General features: G+C 41.6%; 21 protein-coding genes and 1 tRNA gene. 11 read left to right on the plus strand and 11 right to left on the minus strand.

The window, feature by feature from the left end:
• The first annotated feature begins 23 nt into the window (after positions 1-23).
• The 3 genes from RMY16_RS22350 (at position 24) to psbM (ending at position 970) form a co-directional block, all read left to right on the plus strand.
• A complete protein-coding gene (locus RMY16_RS22350; RefSeq protein WP_006195022.1) occupies positions 24-161 on the plus strand; it encodes a photosystem II reaction center protein K in 138 nt (45 codons plus the stop codon).
• Between the two features lie 185 nt (positions 162-346).
• Positions 347-643, plus strand: a complete 297-nt coding sequence (locus tag RMY16_RS22355) for a 2Fe-2S iron-sulfur cluster-binding protein (RefSeq protein ID WP_322664244.1) — start codon at positions 347-349, stop codon at positions 641-643.
• Positions 644-853: 210 nt separating this feature from the next.
• Complete coding sequence (gene psbM, locus RMY16_RS22360; protein ID WP_084227279.1) at positions 854-970, plus strand: photosystem II reaction center protein PsbM; 117 nt, start codon at positions 854-856, stop codon at positions 968-970.
• A 176-nt stretch (positions 971-1,146) separates the two neighbouring features.
• Here the strand turns inward: psbM and RMY16_RS22365 are convergent, their stop codons facing one another.
• Both RMY16_RS22365 and RMY16_RS22370 read right to left on the minus strand, forming a co-directional pair.
• Positions 1,147-2,001 (minus strand): universal stress protein, encoded by an 855-nt coding sequence (locus RMY16_RS22365; RefSeq protein WP_322738209.1) that lies wholly within the window; start codon positions 1,999-2,001, stop codon positions 1,147-1,149.
• Positions 2,002-2,621: 620 nt separating this feature from the next.
• The gene (locus tag RMY16_RS22370) at positions 2,622-4,193 is read right to left on the minus strand and encodes an alkaline phosphatase (RefSeq protein WP_322738225.1); all 1,572 of its coding nucleotides are present in this window, start codon (positions 4,191-4,193) and stop codon (positions 2,622-2,624) included.
• Between the two features lie 190 nt (positions 4,194-4,383).
• Between RMY16_RS22370 and RMY16_RS22375 the strand changes: the two genes are divergently transcribed.
• Positions 4,384-4,539 (plus strand): hypothetical protein, encoded by a 156-nt coding sequence (locus tag RMY16_RS22375; RefSeq protein ID WP_322738210.1) that lies wholly within the window; start codon positions 4,384-4,386, stop codon positions 4,537-4,539.
• Positions 4,540-4,621: 82 nt separating this feature from the next.
• Here RMY16_RS22375 and RMY16_RS22380 read toward each other — a convergent pair whose 3' ends face one another.
• From RMY16_RS22380 to psbZ, 5 genes are all read right to left on the minus strand, one after another.
• On the minus strand, positions 4,622-5,884 hold the full coding sequence (locus tag RMY16_RS22380) for a glutamate-5-semialdehyde dehydrogenase (protein WP_322664236.1): 1,263 nt from the start codon (positions 5,882-5,884) through the stop codon (positions 4,622-4,624).
• Between the two features lie 4 nt (positions 5,885-5,888).
• The gene (locus RMY16_RS22385) at positions 5,889-6,296 is read right to left on the minus strand and encodes a hypothetical protein (protein ID WP_094348002.1); all 408 of its coding nucleotides are present in this window, start codon (positions 6,294-6,296) and stop codon (positions 5,889-5,891) included.
• 682 nt (positions 6,297-6,978) lie between these two features.
• A tRNA-Gly gene (locus RMY16_RS22390) sits at positions 6,979-7,050 on the minus strand.
• A 134-nt stretch (positions 7,051-7,184) separates the two neighbouring features.
• Positions 7,185-7,763, minus strand: a complete 579-nt coding sequence (ribH, locus tag RMY16_RS22395; RefSeq protein ID WP_322664234.1) for a 6,7-dimethyl-8-ribityllumazine synthase — start codon at positions 7,761-7,763, stop codon at positions 7,185-7,187.
• 192 nt (positions 7,764-7,955) lie between these two features.
• Positions 7,956-8,144, minus strand: a complete 189-nt coding sequence (gene psbZ / locus RMY16_RS22400) for a photosystem II reaction center protein PsbZ (protein WP_322664232.1) — start codon at positions 8,142-8,144, stop codon at positions 7,956-7,958.
• A 157-nt stretch (positions 8,145-8,301) separates the two neighbouring features.
• On the opposite strand from psbZ, the gene RMY16_RS22405 reads away from it, so the two are divergent.
• Positions 8,302-11,013 carry a CBS domain-containing protein gene (locus tag RMY16_RS22405; protein WP_322738211.1) on the plus strand — a complete coding sequence of 904 codons (2,712 nt, stop codon included), beginning with the start codon at positions 8,302-8,304 and terminating at the stop codon, positions 11,011-11,013.
• A gap of 12 nt (positions 11,014-11,025) precedes the next feature.
• Here the strand turns inward: RMY16_RS22405 and RMY16_RS22410 are convergent, their stop codons facing one another.
• Complete coding sequence (locus RMY16_RS22410; RefSeq protein ID WP_322738212.1) at positions 11,026-11,769, minus strand: Uma2 family endonuclease; 744 nt, start codon at positions 11,767-11,769, stop codon at positions 11,026-11,028.
• 3 nt (positions 11,770-11,772) lie between these two features.
• Here RMY16_RS22410 and RMY16_RS22415 point away from each other — a divergent pair, with 3 nt between their 5' ends.
• Together RMY16_RS22415 and abc-f are read left to right on the plus strand one after the other, a co-directional pair.
• Complete coding sequence (locus tag RMY16_RS22415) at positions 11,773-11,931, plus strand: hypothetical protein (protein ID WP_322738213.1); 159 nt, start codon at positions 11,773-11,775, stop codon at positions 11,929-11,931.
• A gap of 285 nt (positions 11,932-12,216) precedes the next feature.
• Entirely contained in the window at positions 12,217-13,830 is a 1,614-nt protein-coding gene (gene abc-f / locus RMY16_RS22420) for a ribosomal protection-like ABC-F family protein (protein WP_322738214.1), read from the plus strand.
• On the opposite strand, the gene RMY16_RS22425 is transcribed toward abc-f, so the two are convergent.
• The gene (locus tag RMY16_RS22425) at positions 13,777-14,208 is read right to left on the minus strand and encodes a hypothetical protein (protein WP_322738215.1); all 432 of its coding nucleotides are present in this window, start codon (positions 14,206-14,208) and stop codon (positions 13,777-13,779) included. The genes abc-f and RMY16_RS22425 overlap by 54 nt on opposite strands.
• A gap of 133 nt (positions 14,209-14,341) precedes the next feature.
• On the opposite strand from RMY16_RS22425, the gene RMY16_RS22430 reads away from it, so the two are divergent.
• From RMY16_RS22430 to RMY16_RS22445, 4 genes are all read left to right on the plus strand, one after another.
• Positions 14,342-14,668 carry a DUF6825 family protein gene (locus RMY16_RS22430; protein ID WP_322738216.1) on the plus strand — a complete coding sequence of 109 codons (327 nt, stop codon included), beginning with the start codon at positions 14,342-14,344 and terminating at the stop codon, positions 14,666-14,668.
• Between the two features lie 150 nt (positions 14,669-14,818).
• Entirely contained in the window at positions 14,819-16,504 is a 1,686-nt protein-coding gene (locus RMY16_RS22435; RefSeq protein WP_322738217.1) for an AarF/ABC1/UbiB kinase family protein, read from the plus strand.
• Positions 16,505-16,520: 16 nt separating this feature from the next.
• Positions 16,521-17,258: a Stp1/IreP family PP2C-type Ser/Thr phosphatase gene (locus RMY16_RS22440; protein WP_322738218.1), complete on the plus strand. Its 738-nt coding sequence runs from the start codon at positions 16,521-16,523 to the stop codon at positions 17,256-17,258.
• A 668-nt stretch (positions 17,259-17,926) separates the two neighbouring features.
• Entirely contained in the window at positions 17,927-18,124 is a 198-nt protein-coding gene (locus RMY16_RS22445) for an NblA/ycf18 family protein (protein ID WP_041565841.1), read from the plus strand.
• A gap of 458 nt (positions 18,125-18,582) precedes the next feature.
• Here RMY16_RS22445 and RMY16_RS22450 read toward each other — a convergent pair whose 3' ends face one another.
• Complete coding sequence (locus tag RMY16_RS22450) at positions 18,583-20,136, minus strand: serine/threonine-protein kinase (protein WP_322738219.1); 1,554 nt, start codon at positions 20,134-20,136, stop codon at positions 18,583-18,585.
• A 374-nt stretch (positions 20,137-20,510) separates the two neighbouring features.
• Positions 20,511-21,524, minus strand: a complete 1,014-nt coding sequence (locus RMY16_RS22455; RefSeq protein WP_322738220.1) for a glycosyltransferase family 2 protein — start codon at positions 21,522-21,524, stop codon at positions 20,511-20,513.
• Positions 21,525-21,632 lie beyond the last annotated feature (108 nt).

Below are 21,632 nucleotides of genomic sequence, written 5' to 3' on the forward strand. Positions count from 1 at the left end.
TGGATAGGTGGATTTAAACAAACATGGAAGCAGCACTTTTATTAGCAAAACTGCCAGAAGCTTACCAAATCTTCGATCCTTTGGTAGACGTTCTCCCAGTTATCCCGGTATTCTTCTTGTTGCTTGCTTTCGTTTGGCAAGCAGCTGTGGGATTTAGGTAAGTTAATCTATTTTTCAATTTATAGGACAGGTACTCTACCTGTCCTATTTTTTTGTAGCGCCATGTTTTATAAAATTAATATTTATTAATATTTTGTAATGAATTATTATAAGAAATAAGATGTTAATTAGTCCATGTCAATATAAAGCCTTGAAAGCCAAGCTTACAGTCAAGGAGGAATCAGTTATGGGTAATATCAAATTCGTTAAAGAAGATAAAGAAGTAGTGGCAGCAGATGGTGCTAATCTCCGGCTCAAGGCGATACAAAATGGCATTGACATATATACATTAATTGGTAAGCTGACCAATTGTGGTGGTAATGGTCAGTGTGGTACTTGTATTGTCGAGATAGTCGAAGGACTAGAAAATCTTTCCCCTCGCACAGACGTAGAAAACCGAAAATTCAAAAAAAAGCCAGAAAATTACCGCCTTGCCTGTCAAACTTTAGTCAATGGCTCAGTCAGCGTAGTCACGAAACCTTAGTTCTCAAATTTGCCACTGCTTCAATTTTTATCCACTCAGTAGTCAAAATACCTACCAAAATTAAGTTTACTCTCTACGAGATGATATGCGGACATTTTGAATACTTCGACAAGCTCAGTACAAGTTTTGAATTTTGAATTGGTATAACTGTGTCATCGATAATGCTATCCTAATGTTGTTGACTGGAAATTAAAGAGAGGTTTTCTTGCCATGCAAGTTAATGACCTGGGGTTCATAGCGAGCATTTTGTTCGTACTAGTCCCCGCCGTGTTTTTACTAATTCTTTACATCCAAACTGCTAGCCGCGAAGGTGGAAAAGATAGTTAAGAGTTTGTGTATAAAATAAATAACCCCTGCGCCAATAGTGTAGGGGTTTTTATTTATCAACTATCCATTTAGTGCTGTTAACGTAGCCTATGCTGAGTGCCCAATAGTAAAGACAAGAAAAATCTTACTTCTTTACTATTTTATTATAACAATTATTATACTCAGCACTGTTTACTTTAAGAAGCGATTGTCCGCGCCAACAATACCGGACAAGTGGCATTGACTCGAACATAGTCAGACAAGGAAGATCCGATGAGCCGATCTATATCAACAAAACTCTTAGCGATCGATGGACGACGATCTGGAGAACCGAGCAATAGTAAGTCTATATTCAACTCTTCTGCCAATCGACAAATTTCTTCACCAGGTTTACCACTGCTGATATAAGAACGAGATTGGATGCCTTGTTTTTCAGCTTCTGCAACAGCGGCTGCTAAAACTGGATTTTTGTCTGAGTTAACCTGGGTGATTTCCGATTTTTTACCGCCAAAATCTGTACTAATATTTGCCAAAATTAATTCGCCGCCTGGAATATCTCGCAGTAAAAACAATGCCAATTTCAAGCAATTTTTTGCTGAATCAGAATTGTCTATTGCGACCATAATTCGCTTAATTCTTTTAACATAAATGTCATCTTTTACCAGCAACATGGGGCGAGAAGATAGCTGGAAAACATACTGACTGACTGAGTTGGATAAAATCGATTGCAGCCGCTTCAGTCCACGTGAACCCATAATAATCAAGTCAGCGTCGATTTCATCAGCTACTTGGCAAACCACATCTTTAGGGTCGCCTTCACGCAAAATTGAAGAAACTTGACTAGGATCTAAGTTCAAAGTTTGAATCGCATTCGCCAGAATTTTGCCACCATTTTCCCATTTAGCTGTCATGGTAGTAGCAGTATTTTGTGCTTGAACAACATGCAAAATTGTAACTTTTGCAGATTGAACAGAAGGGATTTCTTTCAGAGTTTTGAGCATTTCCTCTGCGTGTCCCAATCCCGATACAGCCAGCAAAATTCTTCTGATCATGTTACGTAATTTTTGTGAAGTTTACTTTTGTTTTCGCTGTTGGTACTTGGCTCTGGTCGGATTTTCACCACTTTGCTTGACAACCTAGTTAGTAAGTTGGCACAAATAAACTTTGTTTTTTAGTATTTAACACCTAAATAAATGACAAAGGATAAAAAACTAAACAAATGTTTAAGTTTGTTTGCACTTAGTTACTTAAACTTTCAACTAGACTTCAACTATTGAGCATACTCTCAATTTAGTTTGATGAACTTAATAAATTATGATGTTAGTTATTATTTTTAATCTATGTTTACTTTTGTTAATTAGAGGTTAGTTAAGTATTGCAAATAGATGCAAAAATAACTCTATAGGAAAATTGATTTAGTATAAGCCTTAACAAGCGATCGCTTCCCACCTAAATAGTCTACACTCCTCCTGAGTTCCCCATATTCTGTAGATTTTTTAAGCCTTTTGCAGTTTGGGTAACTCAGATAGGATTACTCAATCGAAACATCCGCAAAATGTGGAATAACAAGATCCGAATTCAGATATTCTAATAGTCGAAATTAGATTTAATATTATATTTAAACCCCCCAGATTCTATTTGGGGGGTTTGTTTGATTACTTGTGAGATTTGCTTAACTTAGATGTGCCCCTGGTTGTCCGTTTTGGACTACAAAGGAAGCTAGGGTTTTGACAGAGGCATTCAAGTCAACGATGCTTGATACAACGCGATAGTCACTTTGCCAGCGTTTTGGAGTCAGGTTGCAGCGGACGTATCCTCGGTAAGCACCGTCAAAGAACTTAGTATGGGGATTGTTGCTTAGGGAAGCTTGAACTGGAGCGAGAAATGCGGTGGGAAAATCAGATGTAATTGAAGTTCCTACAAACTCAGTGCCTACCGTCGGCGAGTTTGGGTTATTAAAGTCAAGCTTGAGGTTGTGTACCCAACTAGAATGGATGTCTCCAGTAATTACCATTGGATTAGAGGGTTGGCGCTGGTTGAGAAAACTCAAAAGCCGATTACGTGCAGCCACGTAACCGTCCCACTGATCTACATTGAAAACACTGGCACCTGGATTACTATTGAAATTGTACTCGGCTAACATGGTCTGTTGAGCAATCACATTCCAGCGCGATCGCGATTGGTCTAACCCTTTTCGTAGCCACTGTTCTTGTTCTGAGCCGGTCATCGTAGCATTTGTATCAAAAGCTTGGGAGCAGCGAGGCTTAATTCCATCATCACAAGGTTGATTAGTACGGTATTGCCTCGTGTCTAGCACATTGAACTCAGCTAAATTACCGAAAGTCAACCGCCGATAAAGCAGCATATCTGGGCCCTTGGGCAATGAAGACTGACGTAAGGGCATGTGTTCGTAGTAAGCCTGGTAAGCATTAGCTCGCCGTTTTCTAAAAGCCTCTTGGGTTTGGTTGTCTTCCGGGATTAAGTTGGCGTAGTTGTTGTCAACTTCATGATCGTCCCAAGTGACAATCCAGGGAAAAGCCGCATGAGCAGCTTGGAGATTTGGGTCAGTTTTGTACAGAGCGTGGCGATCGCGATAGTCTTTAAGAGTGATAATTTCTGGACTATTATGCTGGCGGGGCCCACCAGATTGTGGCCCGTATTCGTAGATGTAATCACCCAGATGAACCACAAGGTCGAGATTTTCCTCAGCTAAATGCCGATAAGCCGTATAGTAGCCATTTTGCCAGTCTTGACAGGAGACAAAAGCAAAGTTCAGTTGTTGGGTATAGCTATAAAATGCTGGTGCTGTACGAGTCCGTCCAATGGGGCTAACTTCCTTACCTGCTTGAAATTGATACCAATACCAACGCTCAGGGTTTAGCCCACGGACATCAACATGGACTGAGTGCGCTAACTCTGGTGTCGCCAGCACTGTTCCTCGCCGCACCACCTGTTTCATGTTTTCATCAAGGGCAACTTGCCAACGCACTGGAACATTTACCAGTGGCATTCCACCTCCAGAGAGTGGATTGGGAGCCAGTCGTGTCCAGATAACAACACCATCCGGCAAAGGATCGCCAGATGCAACACCAAGACTGAACGGATAGCTAGAAAACCTTGATTTAGCCAATACCGGATGCCATTGGCTAGCGATTGTTAACCCTGTTAAGAATCCTGCACCCAACAAAAAATTCCGCCGTTTGCACCGATTTGCTAGCAGGCGCGTGCCATCCATAAGTTCCATATTCACCCGTTCCCAGATGTAAATACAGTTGGCATTCAGGAGGGTCAATTTCCAAAAGCACAAATAGTAGTTTAAATAATTCGTAATTCGTAATTCGTAATTGTGTTTTGTATGGGGATTTAAACCTAAACAAAATCTGGCTGCTTCTTATAGAAACAGCAGATTGTAAATCGTCTAATAATTATGAATTATGAATTATGAATTAGTAATTACTAATTATGTTGATTTAACTTGTCTCCTAATAGCTGCTCAACCAACCACAAAAAATTTACCAACCCAGCATCAAGCAGAAATTAAGATTGTGTTAAGTTTAAAATTGGATTGGGGCATTGGGAGAATTTTGTAGGACATTTAGACCCTAACCTAAACAGAACTGCCGCTACAGGCACTTTTGGCAAACCCTTTTCTAATTACGAATTACGAATTATTTAAAATCTGCCATTTCCCTGAACAATGTGCTTAACGGTGGTCAATGTTTCCAGGCTGATAAATCCCCGGCGATGACCTTTTTGATTAGACATACCGAGAAATACTGAATCTCCCCGCGAAGGGTTGCGGGAAAAACGCGGGGAAGTGTTGATGTAGGTAGAAGCACTGTTAACTCCCAACGCAAACTGCCGACTTTCCTGGTAGGATTCAGTCACGATGGAGTCAGCATGACCACTGCTGTATTCATTAATCCAGGCGATCGCAGCCTCTAAGCTATCTACTAGTTTAAAAGCTACTGTCCTCGTTAAATAAGGGTTTCCCCATTCGCCTTCTTTCACCAGCTGCAACTGAGGAAAGGCTTGGACTAGTTCTGCATCCCCTTTTATTTCAAAGCCTTTTTCCATCAAGCTGTTCCACAAGACAGCTAAAGATGATGGCAAGGCTTGACGATGAATTAGTACCTTTTCAATGGCGTTAACTTGATCGGGTTCACTTTGATGACTATTAAGAATCATCCAGCGCACCATTTCTAAGCTGCTATTGAGCGACCAGTAGAGGTAACAGTTACCCATCGCCGACTTTAAAACTGGGCAAGTTGACTGTCGGACTACTTGCTGCACTAAGCTAGAACGTCCGTAGGGAATTACTAAATTCACGTACTGGTCTTGGGTAACTAGATCCCGAACTGAAGCACCATGTTCTGCTGTGATCAGTTCTAGACAACCGGGAGCTAGGCCAACTTCTGCGATCGCACTTTGCAGTACGTCAGCAATTACTGCGTTAGAATGGCTAGCTTCAGTACTGCCTTTGAGAATTATACAATTACCAGTTTTGATACAAAAACCCGCTGCGATCGCCCCTAAATCGGGAAACGCTTCATAAATAAATCCAATCACTCCCAAGGGCATTAACTGAGTGTAACTTTGAGAATCTTCCAGTTGATAATCAGCGGTTCTGACGCGTCGCAGCGGATCTGATAATTCCCCCAACCGTTGTAAAATGTCCACTGTCATCTCTAGCCTTGTGGGAGTCAGCTTCAGCCAGTCCAATATCAACTCAGGCACCGCCATTTCCCGACTAGCTTCTAAATCCAAGGTATTGGCTTCTAGAATGTCATCAAACGAGCGTTCAATCGCCTTTGCCATTGCCAATACTGCACGACTCCGGTCTGCTCCCTTTGTGAGCGCCAGCTTTAGGGAAGCTTGATAGGCTCGTTGGGCACTAGTAATCGGTTCGGGGTGGTCATCCAATTCAACAGTCATTGAGTTAACGTCTGTAGGTAAGCCAGACCATTAGTGCTGGTAAGATAGCCAATAGCACCGCCACCATTGCCCAAGCAATAATGCTGGAACCATTTGCCAATCGCAGTGCTAATGGCAGCCATATAATCACTAGCACGAAAATAATGCCCAGCGCTATAGGCAAATAGCTTTCTCCCAAGCGGGGATGGACAACATGCCAACTATTTCCCATCCAACGCCAAGCCCGTTTGTAGGGATAGGTGGTGGAAAGCTGTTCTAGGACATGACCATTATCTTCTACAACAAAGATTTGCTGACAGCGATCGCAACCAAATGCTTCTGTTAGCGTAATCGGAATTAGCTGACCCCGGCGACGACAGGGACAGGGGTATTCGGTATTGAAATCGATTTTTTCGGGTTTTTGAGATTGCACAAGCGTTCTAATAACTTGAGCGTGTTTTACACGAAGTACAAAAATATAATGCCTTGGTAAACACCTTAAAGGCTTCTGTCTTTATATACATAAAAAGGTGATGTAAACATTGCCCTGATTACTAACAGTAGATGCAGCTAACTTTAAATATTCTACTAATTGCCAAATCAGTACGGAGTTATCTATTTGTAATCTTTCCCCATAGCTGGCGATCTTGTTTAAAAATTTCCTTCTCTTCATCTGTCGCTTTCAACGTAATGTGGTTGCGTTTTTGGAAATTTATTATGCTGACACACCTGATACAATTTTAAGCATAGGTGGCAACCACTCCTAAAGCAAATCCTTTGGGAAGGCTACGTTCGTAAACAACACACAGCAACAAACCCGCTAAATTCTCTTTGGGTCACTGTCACTATATATTACTATCAGTTCTCAAGGTTAGATCGGCATTATGTCCAATATCTATTCCTTGGAGTTCACACACAAGTGTTTACAGGGCAAGAATTACCAAAGCATCTTAGTATGTGTAACTCTTTGTCTAAATATATTGTGGCTAATTTTTCTTGACCTGTAAACATTTGGAGGGCTTTACAAAGGTGCAGAGCTAATCTACAAACGCTTTAAGGCACCCTAAAAACAATAAACCTCTTGAAATTGTTACATTCAAGAGGTTTTAGTTGGAAGCGGGTAACGCGATTCGAACGCGCGACATTCACCTTGGCAAGGTGACGCTCTACCACTGAGCTATACCCGCGATCATCGCCCAAATACTAATATCTCAGATTTATCTGTAATTGTCAACCCCTTTATTTAGTCATTTGTCATTAGTCATTCGTCATTGGTCATTAGTGAATAACAAAGGACAAAGGACAAATGACTAATGACAGACTAACCGAGTTCTTCTGACTCCAAAGTTAAATTGCCAACGCTGGCACTTGGAAAAGAGGGTGGCAAAGACTGGCTACTACGAGAATATGGCTCTGCCAGGTTAGAACGCAGTTGCCGCATCAGGCTAGCCATTTCTAGGGCATTCAGGGCGTAATCCCAGCCATGATTACCTTTTATGCCTGCCCGTTCTAAGGCTTGCTGCATAGTATCTACTGTCAAAATGCCAAAAATTACTGGCACACCAGTTTGAAAGCTAGCGGCGGCAATGCCTTTAGAAACCTCTGAGGATACGTAATCAAAATGGGGCGTTTGTCCTCGAATGACTGCGCCAAGACAAATTACAGCATCATAACGATGGGAAAGTGCTAATTGGCGAGCTACTAAAGGTACCTCAAAACTTCCTGGAACCCAAACATAATCCACTTGATTACCTTGGGGATTAGGGTCTACACCGTGGCGTTTTAAACAATCTTGACATCCCTCTAGCAGCTTTCCGGTAACAAGGTCATTGAATCGACCAATCACCACTGCAAACCGCAAAGGCTCCGTTTGGGTAAAAGTTCCCTCGAAAACTGCCATGACTGCCTCTTTATCAACTATACTTCTGGCCAATATACATTTCTTATTTAAATGTAGAGGAGCAGGAAAGCACGGTCAAAATGAAGTTAGTAGGAAAAAGAAAAAATCCTTTGTTTCCCTTAACCTTTGACCTTGGCTTTTCTGCCCCTCTAGTTCTTATATTATGTGCCTGCGCCAGAGCGAAGCCGTCGCCTAAACGACAAAAAAGTTTAACAAACCAACTAAAAACACCAAACCAATCCAGACCCCAGAACCAACCCAGAGCAGTTTTTTAGATTCATTCCAGTTTTGGGGAGTGGCATAAGCAACCGGAACCCCAACAACCAGGACAAAAGACAACAAGACTAGACTTATCAAGGCAAATTGGAATATTATGGTCATTTTTACTTCTCCCAATACAGCGAAATACTAAGGATAGAATATCCTAAAGGGCGACACTGACACTTTCTTATTATTTTTAAGCTAGCAGAAATTGCAACATTTTTGTCATTTGTCCTTTGTCTAGATACAAGTGACTAATGACTAATGACTTTTAACTATGGATTTAATTCTTTGCCACACAACAGCAGATTTTGACGCATTAGGAGCAGCAGTAGGGTTGACGCGCCTACTATCGGGAAGCAAGATTGTGCTACCTGGCGGCTCTCATCCTACTGTACGGGATTTTTTAGCATTGCATCGGGATGAATATCCACTGATTGAACGCCGTTCGGTGAATCCAGAAAAAATTCGCTCTCTGACTGTGGTGGATACACAACAGCGCGATCGCTTGGGTAAAGCTGCTGAGTGGTTTGATTTACCTACTGTAAGAGAGATTATAGTTTATGACCATCACTTAGGACAAGAATCAGATATTTCTGCCACGCGATCGCATATTGACTCAGTAGGAGCCACCACAACTTTAATCGTTGAGCAATTGCAACAACAGGAAATTTCCTTGACTTCTGCCGAAGCAACTGTGATGGCTTTGGGTATCCACGTTGACACTGGCTCTTTGACATATGATCAGTCCACACCACGGGATGCCCTAGCTTTGGCTTGGTTGATGCAACAAGGGGCTAGTTTATCAGTAATTTCCACCTACCGTGACCCCGGATTATCTCCGCAATTACAGCAGCTATTAACTGAATCTCTGGAAAGTTTAGAATATCTCTGTGTACATGGATATACGGTTGCTTGGGTAACTTTGAAAACAGATAGTTTTGTGCCGGGGCTGTCGAGTCTGGCATCAGAACTCCTAGAAATAACCGAAATTGATGCCCTACTCTTAGCTAATGAGTATCCTTTAGGTGAAGAGGATTCACGGTTAACTGTAATTGGGCGATCGCAAATTCCCAAAACGAATCTTAATCTATTATTCCAACTCTTGGGTGGTGGCGGTCACTCGCAAGCCGCATCGCTAAATCTAAGGGGAGTTGATTCGCAAGCAATATTAAAACAACTCCTTGACGGGGTAAAAGCACAAATTCCCCATCCCCCCACTGCTAGGGATTTGATGTCTTCTCCTGTCCGCACGATTCTGCCTGAAACCACAATTGCCGAAGCCCAGCGCATTTTATTACGCTATAGACACTCTGGTTTATCTGTAGTCGATACTCAAGGGCAACTAGTAGGTATTATTTCGCGGCGGGATATTGATATCGCCTTACACCACGGATTTAGTCATGCGCCGGTCAAGGGCTATATGACCAAGAATCTCAAAACGATTACACCAGATACGACATTGCCAGAAATTGAGTCGGTGATGGTGACTTATGATATCGGACGCTTACCAGTATTGGAAAATGAGCAGTTACTGGGCATTGTTACCCGTACTGATGTCTTACGGGAATTACATCAAGAAAGGGATGAAGACGAGGGAGGAGAGCAAAAATTCAAAATCCAAAATTCAAAATTCAAAATTCCTCTTAGCACTGAGTTGCAAAATTGCCTTGCTCCACAATTATGGCAATTACTCACCACAGCATCGCAAGAGGCAGAGAAACGGGGTTGGCATCTTTATCTAGTGGGTGGCGGGGTGCGAGATTTGCTATTAGCAGAAGTAGCATCAGACACTTTGATGATTAAAGATATCGATCTTGTGGTTGATGGCTTTCATAAATCAGCAGATGTCGGTGCTGGTGTGGAATTAGCCAAGGCACTCCAACAACTTTACCCTACGGCTCGCTTAGAAATCCACGGGGCTTTTCAAACTGCGGCTTTGTTGTGGCACAAAGACCCGGAATTAGATTCTCTGTGGGTAGATATTGCCACCGCTAGAACAGAATTCTATCCTTATCCAGCCGCAAATCCAGAAGTTGAAGCGAGTTCCATTCGTCAAGACTTGTATCGCCGAGATTTTACCATTAACGCCCTCGCCTTGCGCCTGACTTCCCCTCGTGCTGGTGAGTTACTTGATTTCTTTGGTGGTTTACTAGATTTACAAGCTAGGCAAATTCGGGTTTTGCACGCTAATAGCTTTATCGAAGACCCCACCCGCATTTTTCGTGGCGTGCGCTTTGCCGTGCGCTTCGGATTTGAGATAGAAGCGCAAACTGAAGAGTTTATCCGCTATGCCATTAACAGTGGTGTTTATGATCGCACTGCTCAAGAGAATAGCAGAACCCCAGCCCTGCAAACTCGACTGAAAACAGAACTAAAACACATCTTAGAAGCCCCCTACTGGAAATCGGCTTTGCAGTTGCTAGATAACTTAGAGGCATTGCAATGCATCCATCCTAGCCTGAAGCTAGATGTGGAAGTCCTACGACAATTACGTTTGCTAGAACGCTGTTTGCAGCGATTTGACCCACAACCAACCCTCATCCATTGGGAAATGCGTTTACAAGCGTTAATCGCCCATCTAAAACCACAATATCGGGCAAAAGTTGCAAAGAATCTACAGCTGCAAGAAGATGGCATTAAACGCTTGCAAAACTTGGCTTTTGCCCAAGATGAGGTAGTGGAATCTTTGCCTGAGCGTCAAAGTCCTAGTCAAGTAGTACAGTTGTTACGACAGTATGATTTACCAATGCTGATTTTAATCGCTTTGCAAAGTCCGCGATCGCTTAGACATCAGATTTGGGAATATTTAACTGTTTGGGCTAATGTGCAGCCACTATTGAATGGTAATGATTTAAAGAAAGTTGGTTACAAACCAGGGCCTCAATATCGACAAATATTAGATGATATACTTGCTGCCACCTTGGATGGAGTAATTAAAGACAAGACTGAAGCTAAGGAGTTTTTAGCGCAACACTATCCTAAATGAAATAGCTCTGGTCTAAATTGTATCTGGATCTATATTTAACTCTCGCAGTTTTGCTGCTAAACGTTCAGCCTTTTGTTCGGCTTGTTCAGCCTTTTGTTCGGCTTGTTCAGCTTTTTGTTCGGCTTGTTCAGCCTTTTTTTGTATCTGATCTGCCGTTTCTTTCGGTGTTGGTACTAGTTGCCCATCTCGTGTAAAAAACCGCAATAAACCTTCATAAACTCCCAAATATAACCCTAGCTGATGACTCCACAAATATCCTTGTTCACTTGCTTGTAGAGGTTGATATTCTCCATCTACTAAATGAAATCCCGCAAATTCTTGTGTGTAAGGGTCGAACCAAAAATAATCGGGTGTGCGGAAGGTATCTTGATAGATTTTTTTCTTTAAATCTTTGTCAGTATTGGCTGTTGAGTCAGACAAAATTTCTAAAATTACATTCGGATATTTGCCATCTTCTTCCCAGACTACCCAACTTTTACGGGTTTTACGTTCACATCCCAGCACGACAAAAAAGTCTGGCCCCCGAAAGTATTCTGATTTGCGTTGGCGGGGACTGTAGTAGATAGTCAGATTTCCCGCCGCATAGAAATCATTTCTATCTCGCCACAACCATTCCAGACATGTTAAAAGTAGGATTATTTGCCGTAAATGCAGTTCGCTTTCCAAGGGAGGCTCATCGCTATATAAATCACCAGGAGGGAATATAACATCTTGACAGATGCCTTCTTGAGAATCTAATTCTTGAGCAATAATCATAGAATGGATACGGCATCAAGTAGTTATGGATTGATTTTAGCAGTGTTATGGTTGGCGATCGCATTCTACCGCAGAGGCGTAGAAAGCACAGAGAAGAAAAAAGCGTGGACGCTTTGCGGCTTGTCGTCGGACATCGCATCCTCGCTTTCCGAAATACCTTAGTGCTACACTGTAGTCAATATCAAACCTCATCACAACTCTAGCGAGATAGCAGAAATGAAGTAGTACCAAACACCTGTTGCACCAAAGCAACAAATGTCAACGAAGAATAAACGCAACTAGTTTGACAGGGTTACTTCACATAGTCATGCACTAAAAATATTGTCATTAATCGTATTTATATAGAACCGTTTGACAAGTGTCTGCGGTTGAATTTTTTTGTGTCTAATCTACCCGTAATTTTTGGAAACACGCGGGTGGAAGTTTGGGAATTGAGGTTTGAGAAGAATGCCGAAAAAATCAATATTGTTAGCTGAGAACTTAGCCTATGACCTCAGCGTAGATAGAACTTTGTTTCAAGGAGTTCATGTGAATATCGACGTGGGCGATCGCATTGCTTTGGTTGGTCGCAACGGAATAGGAAAATCAACCCTACTCAAGATACTTGCAAGTCAAATCAGCCCGAATACAGGCTCCGTTTTGCGTCATGGTATGGTCTATTATTTGCCACAAACCAGCACTATCAGACAAAAAATTACAGCAGATACAGTACTTAATTTTTTGATTTCCATGTCTGATGAGTGGTGGAAGATTGAGGATGTTTTGCAAACACAATTTCACATCAAACTTGACTTATCTTTACCAATCACTAACTTAAGTGGTGGAGAACTTACTAAACTATTTTTGGCGAGCGGTTTAGCTCAAGAACCAAACCTGCTGTTACTTGATGAGCCAACCAATCACATGGATTTGCAAGCATTAGAAAGCTTAAGACAGTTTCTTTTGAATTTCACTGGCGCGTATATAATTGTCTCTCATAAGCCTTTTTTCTTAGATCAAGTGACAGAAGTTACCTGGGAACTTACATCTGTTGGTTTGAAAGTATATGGAGGCAACTTTTCTCTGTATCGAGAACAGAAAGAAATCGAGTTAGAAGTAGCGTTGCGATCGCACGAAACTGCCAGAAAAGAACTCAAACGTACCCAAGCCATAGCTATACAAGAACAGCAACGCGCAGCCCAATCTAGTCGCAACGGTCGCGCCAAGTTTCTGAATGGTAGTATTGATAGAATGGCAGCAGGACTGATGAAAACCAAAGCTGAGGTGTCTAGCGGAACTGCGAAAAAGAAACATGAAGCAGCAGTAGTAAAGGCTAATCAAAAGGTTGCAGAGACGAAAGTCAAAACTACGAAAGTAACAAGTATTCAGCTAGAAGAAAAAAATCACAAGTACCGAAATCTAATCAATATCCAGGGTGCAAATCTTAAAGTATCAGAACGTCTGTTGATTCAAAATATTCAACTGCATATATCATCTGGCGATCGTATAGCCATTATCGGCGCAAACGGTTCTGGTAAATCGAGTCTGGTAAAGGCAATTTTGGGAATGGAAAACCAAACAGCGTTTTTAGAATCAGGTGAAGTTTTGCTCACACCAGTGATGAAAGCTGTATATCTTGATCAAACCTACGAATTGGTAAATCGCCAATACACAATTCTGGAAAATATGCAAGCTGCCAATCCTCATCTCAGTTATCAGCTTTTGCGTCAACAGTTGGGACACTTTCTCTTTAAATATGATGACGTTCACAAAAGCACTTCTGTATTGAGTGGAGGTGAATTAGCAAGATTAGCGATCGCTATGATTAGTATCTCAGAAATCGATCTGCTGATTCTCGATGAGCCAACTAATAACCTAGATATTGAAACTGTTGAACAAATGGTAGTAGGTATCAATGATTACCAAGGAGCGCTTTGGGTAATTTCCCACGATTTAGATTTCCTCAGCCGGATTAATATTACTCAAAGTTGCAAATTGAGCGAACAAACTTTGCAAATGACAGCTTATTTACCAAGTACACCAGAGCAATATTATCGAGAGTTGCTGGAATGTGATAAATAAAGCGATCGCATTCTTAACGAAGTAACACAAATGAGAGGATTCCAGTTCATAGCAACAAAAATGAGCAATTACCCACCGTTCAAAATCCCTCGCCACATCTCGTCCCGCTATTGCTGCCAAATTTTGCAAAGCTTTTGTTACTACTTGCTTGATAACCTGGTCATAGTATTTCCCTGACAAATCCTGCGTTTCTATTGCGGTTTGATACTCAAGTACTGCTTGAGTATAAATTTGCTCCCAAATTAGCGGCTGCTTGAGTATAAAATCCGGTAATCCCAAAAAAGGTAGAAAAGGTTTTACCCAGTGGAGTAAGGGAAGAGAAAATGCTGGCAACCAATAGCTACTTCTTGTACCTTCCCAAAGATTGTCGTATTTCATAGAATTCCAGCAAAGATTTTTTCTACTCAACCAATTTAGCCATCAGCAACACTAAATCTCTAACTCCTCAGCAGAAGCCGTAAAGCATACAGGCAAGTTATAATTCTCTTGCGGATCAACGTAACAAAAATTTATGAGTAACCCCCTTGTGCAAGCCTTTTTCGTAGGCAGAGCAGTAGCTGAAGTAGTTAATGAGCGTTTAGAGGTCGCCTTGACCGATGCTTTGAGCGATCTGGGCAAATTTGATGCAGAAGCTAGAGAGCAGTTACGCCAGTTTACAGAAGAAGTCCTAGAGCGGGCAAATCGGTCAGCAGAAGCAGCTAATTCTAGCCAAACTACTACAGGTAGCGGACAAGCCAGTTCTGATTCCGGTGACTTGCAAGCAGATATTGATGAATTACGAGCAGAAATTGCCCTGTTACGAACAGAATTGCAACATTATCGCAGAACTTCTGCGTAAATTTAGTCATTGGTCATTGGTCATTGGTCATTGGTCAAAAATTATGCACAAATGACAAAGGACAAATGACACTTCAAAAAAAACAGTTTAGGAATCAGAGTGTCTTTTCTTTCAAGGGATTCGGTTGCAAACCAACGGTACACAAAGTATATGGAACAAGGTTATTCAGAGAAGGCATACCGTTGGAATCGGGAAAAATACTCTAGCAGACGGCGTTTTGTGGACATTTGGTCTTTTGTCTTGACCTTATTGTTCAAACTTTGGCTATACAACAAATCTTGGAGTTATCCGGGTGGTGTGACTGAGGCAAAACAAGCTGCAAGACGCAAAATTCAAGCGGTCTGGATTCGCAATACCCTGCTGGATTTAGGCCCAACCTTTATTAAAGTTGGGCAATTGTTTTCTACCCGTGCTGATATATTCCCTGTTGAATATGTAGAAGAACTAGCCAAATTACAAGACAAAGTACCGGCATTTAGCTATGAGCAAGTAGAAGCGACCATTGAGAAAGAACTAGGCAAGAAAATTCCTGAACTCTTCCATAATTTTGAACCGATTCCCTTAGCTGCTGCTAGCTTGGGGCAAGTACACAAAGCTGTACTACATACTGGAGAATCAGTTGTTGTCAAGGTGCAACGTCCTGGATTAAAGAAGTTATTTGAAATAGATTTACAGATTCTCAAAGGAATTACCCGTTACTTTCAAAACCATCCCAAATGGGGACGAGGGCGAGATTGGTTGGGTATTTACGAAGAATGTTGCCGCATTCTTTGGGAAGAAATTGATTATCTCAACGAAGGGCGTAACGCCGATACTTTTCGCCGTAACTTTCGTAGCTATGATTGGGTGAATGTCCCAAGAGTATACTGGCGTTATGCCACTTCCAGAGTCCTGACTTTGGAATATCTCCCTGGAATTAAGATTAGCCAATACGAAGCCTTAGAAGCAGCAGGTTTGGATCGAAAAGCGATCGCTCGTCAAGGCGCTCAAGCCTACTTACTACAATTACTCAATAATGGCTTTTTCCACGCTGATCCTCACCCAGGCAATATTGCCGTTAGTGCAAATGGTGCTTTGATATTCTACGATTTCGGGATGATGGGGCGGATTAAGTCCAACATCCGCGAAGGATTGATGCAAACACTATTTGGTATTGCCCAAAAAGATGGCGATCGCGTTGTGCAGTCTCTGATTGATTTAGGTGCGATCGCCCCAACGGATGATATGGGCCCAGTACGGCGTTCCGTGCAGTACATGCTCGATCATTTTATGGATAAGCCCTTTGAAAATCAATCAGTCGCGGCAATCAGTGACGACCTTTACGAAATAGCTTATAATCAGCCATTTAGATTTCCAGCAACTTTCACTTTCGTGATGCGAGCCTTTTCTACTTTAGAAGGGGTAGGTAAAGGCTTAGATCCAGAGTTTAACTTTATGGAAGTTGCCAAACCTTATGCAATGCAACTTATGACCGATATGAATGGTTCTGAGGGGAATAGCTTTCTGAACGAATTAAGTCGTCAAGCAGCTCAGGTAAGTAGTACCGCCTTTGGTCTACCACGTAGATTAGAGGATACACTAGAGAAGCTAGAGCAGGGAGATATGCGCTTGCGCGTTCGGTCTATAGAAACTGAACGCCTGCTGCGACGACAGAGCAGTATTCAGCTCTCAATAAGCTATGCTCTGTTAATCAGCGGTTTCACGCTTTCAGCTACTATTTTAGTGGTTAAGGATTATGTATGGTTAGCACTGCTGCCTGCTTTAATTGCAGCTGCGCTTTCAGCGATCACGATCCGATTACTTTTACGCCTCGACCGTTACGATCGTATGTATTAATTGTTGCAAAAAATTTATGAAACTTAATTTCACGGGTTTTAGCGATCCGGGACTTATTCGTTCTAATAATCAGGATGCCTACTATATAGACCCAGAAGGACGATTTTTCGTTGTTGCCGATGGTATGGGTGGTCATGCCGGAGGTGAAGAGGCAAGTCGAATTGCCACTGAAGAAATTCAGGCGTATTTGGTAGCAAATTGGGAAACTTCTAAGTCTTCTCAAGAATTGCTAGAGCAAGCTTTGTGGGGCGCCAATGAAGCGATTTTGCAGGATCAGCAAAATCATCCCGAACGCGCCGATATGGGGACAACTGTTGTAGCAGTAATTTTTCGCTCCCCAGAATCGCCTTGGTGCGCTCATGTTGGCGATTCGCGGCTGTATCGCTTCCGAGAGTCACACTTAGAACAGGTAACGGAAGACCACACTTGGGTAGCACGGGCAATCAAAATCGGTGACATCACCTTAGATGAAGCACGATTACATCCGTTTCGCCATGTATTATCGCGTTGTTTGGGGCGTGAAGACTTGCATCAAATTGATGTGCAACCACTAGATGTAAAAGTTGGCGATCGCTTGCTGTTATGTAGTGATGGTCTTACAGAAGAACTTGTCGAGCAGAAGATTGCTAACTGCCTCCAAGATAGTCCTTGGCTAGATAAAGCCGCCATCTCTCTTGTTGAGGCTGCCAAAGAGCATGGAGGGCACGATAACATCACAGTTGTCATCGTCTCGCTTGAAGAAAATAGTCATTAGTCATTAGTCATTAATCATTGGTCATTAGTCGATGCTTAGTAACTTTAAACAAATGACAAAGGACAAATAACTAATCTGGTAAATATACTCAGTAATTTGTTCAGCGTGAGCATTTTTCCTTTTTACAATTTGATACAAATATTTTTAGCCTCTAAAATGACCCAAAGAGGCTAAATTTGTACAAATTGGAAAATTGACATCTTGCACGTAATAAGGTAAAGCGACTATAATTCACGCTTATTACCATTAATTCCTCAAACTCCTTAAAATTTCCGTTCTCCAAAGCTTCTTCCACGCTTGGGGAGACAACATCTTAGACTTTTTAAACACAAAGACTAAGACGGGTTCTGCATACCACTAAATATTTTCTTTAAAGGAGATTCGTGCAAAGCAGCAAGGAGTGAGGGAGGTAGTTATACCTATCCAAGAACTAATAGAGCTTATTTTCCGGAATATGGTTCAGCTGACTTGGGTGGTATATCAGTAGGATTAGGTGCAAGATATCAGAGCAGAAAAAGTCCACACTTTGGATGTGGGCAATCTGTCAAACAATTGTTATCTTTCGTAATACGGAGGAACAAATGTTGGACAGATATGAGTCCAAATATTATCCCATTTGGACTTCTGTGAGCGATATCACCTTTACGCGTTGTTTTTTCGGAGTAATTATGAATCAACCAATGAAACTATCTTTGGAACAGCAATTCAGCATCTGCTCATTTGCTACTCAGGTGCAAAATATGAGCCACGATCAAGCTAAAGATTTTTTAGTCAAGCTCTATGAGCAAATGGTCGTGCGCGAGGCAACTTATCAAGAGCTTCTTAAACACCAGTGGGGCTTAGATTCAGGTTCCACTATGGCATAGAGTCGTTCTAATGTCGCAGTGGGCGACCTCCTTCTCTTGCTTGGTTCCAAGGAGGAAAAGAGCTGGGGATGCCGGGGCGTCAACTTCGATAAGTAATTCTACAAGATTGGGCAAAAGTTCAATTCAGGAAATTAACTAAGAATGAGTAAACCTTGTCTACCGCATATCTGGTAGAGTCTAGACTAACTTTAGCATTGCACGCTAAACCCGTTCTTTGCTTTAGGCAAACTTGTTATTGTTTTGTCTACCGGGGGAATCACACCTGCATAAATTGACAATCTACTGGAATATCTGCACAGGAAGATTTAGAGATAATTTGGACATCACTGCTTTAGCAGCTAGTGATTTCACTCTTTATACATATAACTAGAAGTTACATCTTTATATATCTTTTGTTTATAAAACGTTACATTCTGGGAGCGACCACCTATAAAACACGTAACATAAAGAAATTATGCCTAGCTCGAAAGATCATATGGAGAATCTGTATCAATACTTTCCAGTTTTGTTATAATCTGAGGCTTAATCTTTTCGTACTCATTTTTGAGTAAACTTTTACTGATTTGCGGATCGGCAGAGGACATCAACGTATTGCTCATTGCGACCCACTCTTGCAATCGTTGCCGCTGGGCAGAAGCAACGCTAGAAAGTAAGATGTGGGTACAGCGATTTGGTGCTTCTCGTGCAAAGAATAAGAGGCGGTAGTAACCTGTGTGCTGTAGTAACCGAGCAGTTTCTTGACCAAGGCTAGTTTTAAGATCGAGGTAATAAGGCAACCATTTAGCGCCATGCTTGCGATTGTAGATGACAGTAATCCATAGCAGCATGGGATGGGGGATAGAGATGAAAAGAAATTGGTTATAGCGTGTACAAAGTAAACGTTTTTGAATTTCCTCTTGCGGTAGCATCACCCACAAAGCTGGTAAAACCTCCCCATTGGTATGAATGGGCTGGGGAAACACAATATCGGCAATTGGTTTATTTTTCGGCCAGGAAATGGCACGAGCGATTTCATCGTTTGACCATGATACCCGCAAATCGCCTTTGGTCTTTTGTTCAAGCTCGGTGCTAGCTGTAATAGTAGGAACTAGGGCATGGCTGACTTGCTGAATTTTGCGTGTATGCTCAGGCTTTTCTAAAGATGCTAAAACTCTGAGGATTTCAGTAATACTTTGGGGGCGATCGCATGCTCTTTTAGCTAGACAACTCATCACCAAATTTTCAATTTCTTTTGGTAGCTCTAATCCAGGCGCAGCCTCAGCAAAAGAACGTGGTTTTTGATAGTGATGTGTCTTATACCACGCACCAAAAGAGTGAGTTGGTGCCACCAGTGGCATTTTGCCTGTGAGCATCTCAAACATCATGACGCCCAAACTATAAATATCAGCACGGTTGTCTAATTCCTTACCCTCCATCTGTTCGGGAGAAGAATAAGCCAATGTCCCCAAATAAAATTTTGTATGGTCGCCATCAGATTGTAATAACTTAGCAATACCAAAATCTAGAACTTTGACCAATTCTCCAAAACTGGGATCTTGAATCACCAGCATATTGCTTGGCTTGACATCGCGATGAATAATTGGGCAAATAGTGCCATCAACCGGGATGCCATCATGGGCGCACTGTAACCCCAGGCTGAGTTGACGCGCCATACTGAGGAATCTTGCTAAAGGTAATCGTTGCTTGCGAATAATATTGTTCAGGCTTTGTCCTTGTAAGTATTCCATGACGTAGAACGGGGTGTTATTGTCATCTACGCCATAGTCCATAACTCGGACAATATGAATACTTTTTTGCCCTAGTAAAGCACAGGTTTTTGCTTCTCGCTCAAAGCGATCTTGCAATCGCATCTTTTCATTTTGGATTGATAGAGCCAGAAACTTAACCGCAACAGGTACACCTCCCAACAATGTATCTTTAGCACGATAAACCCGACCCATTGCTCCAGTACCGATTAACTCTTGGAGTTGGTAGCGTTTGCTGAGTAAGCGACCAATGTTGGGGTCTGACATAGAAAATTCGACTCCAAAAGCAGGTTGTAAATGTTTGGGAGGACAAGTGCATTGAAAAATTGTGGTGTAGTTTTAGTTTGCCCAATTTTGACTAATGCGCTATCACTCTTGGCATCTCCTCTTCTCTACAAGACGTTGCTTTGTTTTGGGAGAAGACAGCACTAGCTTGGCTACACGAAACCTTACCTGCCTTTGTAGGTTAACAAACCCTTAAATTCGCATTAGTCCACGGAGGTAAGCTTTGTTTGTGTAATAGTGAATTATATTCGCCCAATACTTTTAAAACATTTTCTGATTACCTAACAATCTTTTTAACCTTTCAGCTAAATATTACTCTGTAAGGATACATTTTTTATTGATAAAACCGTAATTGCCTAAGTGGTAGTTTTTCTTTTTGTCTGTTGGTTAGGATACATATCAAAACTTGATTTATTATTCATCACATAGTATTGAATTCGACGCTCGACAATCCTATTAAATCGGGACATAAAATCATAGAAGAAACCCGGATATTTCCTGATTTCTGCGAATGCTGTCAACCATTTTCCTTGTTTTATAGGTTCTACAACTTGAAGATAAGCTAGATTTTTCTTATAGACTGAAAGATTATAAGATAGAGCACGCATTAGAGCAGGATTGTTTTTCACAATGTCTTGTTGCATGAAAGAATTAGTAGCTTTGCAGTATTGATTTAGACGTGGTAATTGGCTTTGATATACAAGAGAACCAGGGCGTGAACGGTAGAAATAATAGGGTTTTGGTTCAATAAAAAAGCGAGCTCCTTTGATTAAGCATTTCATGTCAATCCAAAAATCTTGACCCATTCTAATTTCTTCATCGTACTCAATGCTGTTTTTAATCAGGAATTCTCGTTTGAATAGAGGCTTGCTTAAGCCAAGATGCAACCCTGGTTGCCCATAAACATCATTTTCTACAAAATAAACTATATCAACTTGGATAATTTTATCTATACGTTCTCCACTTTCTTGAATCAATGTACTCCAAGGAGATGTTGCACCATCTTTGATCAAATGAACATCATCAGCAATCATGTCTGCATTTGTTTTATTTGCTAGAGACACCAGCTTTTCCAATCTTTCGGGAGCATACCAATCATCTGAATCAAGTACAGCAATCCATTCTCCTTGGGCTGCTCTGAAGGCGCGATTACGTGCCGCCGCTGCTCCAAGATTTTGCTGATTAACTATTACTTTGAGACGTTGATCGGTGAAACTTTTAGCGACTTCTACAGTTTTATCACTTGAGCCATCATCGACCATGATAACTTCAATGTCAGTGAGTGTTTGCTCTAAGGCTGACTCTATTGCCTTCCCAATATAAGTTTCAGTATTGTAAGCAGGGATAATAACGGAGACTTTAGGATTCACGAAACTGAACTCCTGACTACATGGTTAGGTAAAATATTAAAATTCTGACCATAATTTATTTGATCATTGCTTTATTACTATACAACTCAGTAGGTCAGTGAGAATAAA

Origin of the sequence: Nostoc sp. DedQUE12b, from assembly GCF_034530835.1 — a bacterium.
Lineage (GTDB): Bacteria > Cyanobacteriota > Cyanobacteriia > Cyanobacteriales > Nostocaceae > Nostoc.

Excerpts from the sequence above, each read along its gene's own strand:
- RMY16_RS22425 (WP_322738215.1), bottom strand. The coding sequence starts at position 14,208 with ATGAAATACGACAATCTTTGGGAAGGTACAAGAAGTAGCTATTGGTTG.
- RMY16_RS22380 (WP_322664236.1), bottom strand. The coding sequence starts at position 5,884 with ATGACTGTTGAATTGGATGACCACCCCGAACCGATTACTAGTGCCCAA.
- RMY16_RS22415 (WP_322738213.1), top strand. The coding sequence starts at position 11,773 with ATGGATACGGCATCAAGTAGTTATGGATTGATTTTAGCAGTGTTATGG.
- RMY16_RS22440 (WP_322738218.1), top strand. The coding sequence starts at position 16,521 with ATGAAACTTAATTTCACGGGTTTTAGCGATCCGGGACTTATTCGTTCT.
- RMY16_RS22405 (WP_322738211.1), top strand. The coding sequence starts at position 8,302 with ATGGATTTAATTCTTTGCCACACAACAGCAGATTTTGACGCATTAGGA.
- psbM (WP_084227279.1), top strand. The coding sequence starts at position 854 with ATGCAAGTTAATGACCTGGGGTTCATAGCGAGCATTTTGTTCGTACTA.
- RMY16_RS22365 (WP_322738209.1), bottom strand. The coding sequence starts at position 2,001 with ATGATCAGAAGAATTTTGCTGGCTGTATCGGGATTGGGACACGCAGAG.
- ribH (WP_322664234.1), bottom strand. The coding sequence starts at position 7,763 with ATGGCAGTTTTCGAGGGAACTTTTACCCAAACGGAGCCTTTGCGGTTT.
- RMY16_RS22355 (WP_322664244.1), top strand. The coding sequence starts at position 347 with ATGGGTAATATCAAATTCGTTAAAGAAGATAAAGAAGTAGTGGCAGCA.
- RMY16_RS22350 (WP_006195022.1), top strand. The coding sequence starts at position 24 with ATGGAAGCAGCACTTTTATTAGCAAAACTGCCAGAAGCTTACCAAATC.
- RMY16_RS22430 (WP_322738216.1), top strand. The coding sequence starts at position 14,342 with ATGAGTAACCCCCTTGTGCAAGCCTTTTTCGTAGGCAGAGCAGTAGCT.
- RMY16_RS22410 (WP_322738212.1), bottom strand. The coding sequence starts at position 11,769 with ATGATTATTGCTCAAGAATTAGATTCTCAAGAAGGCATCTGTCAAGAT.
- RMY16_RS22445 (WP_041565841.1), top strand. The coding sequence starts at position 17,927 with ATGAATCAACCAATGAAACTATCTTTGGAACAGCAATTCAGCATCTGC.
- RMY16_RS22375 (WP_322738210.1), top strand. The coding sequence starts at position 4,384 with ATGAATTATGAATTAGTAATTACTAATTATGTTGATTTAACTTGTCTC.
- RMY16_RS22450 (WP_322738219.1), bottom strand. The coding sequence starts at position 20,136 with ATGTCAGACCCCAACATTGGTCGCTTACTCAGCAAACGCTACCAACTC.
- RMY16_RS22370 (WP_322738225.1), bottom strand. The coding sequence starts at position 4,193 with ATGGAACTTATGGATGGCACGCGCCTGCTAGCAAATCGGTGCAAACGG.
- RMY16_RS22435 (WP_322738217.1), top strand. The coding sequence starts at position 14,819 with ATGGAACAAGGTTATTCAGAGAAGGCATACCGTTGGAATCGGGAAAAA.
- psbZ (WP_322664232.1), bottom strand. The coding sequence starts at position 8,144 with ATGACCATAATATTCCAATTTGCCTTGATAAGTCTAGTCTTGTTGTCT.
- abc-f (WP_322738214.1), top strand. The coding sequence starts at position 12,217 with ATGCCGAAAAAATCAATATTGTTAGCTGAGAACTTAGCCTATGACCTC.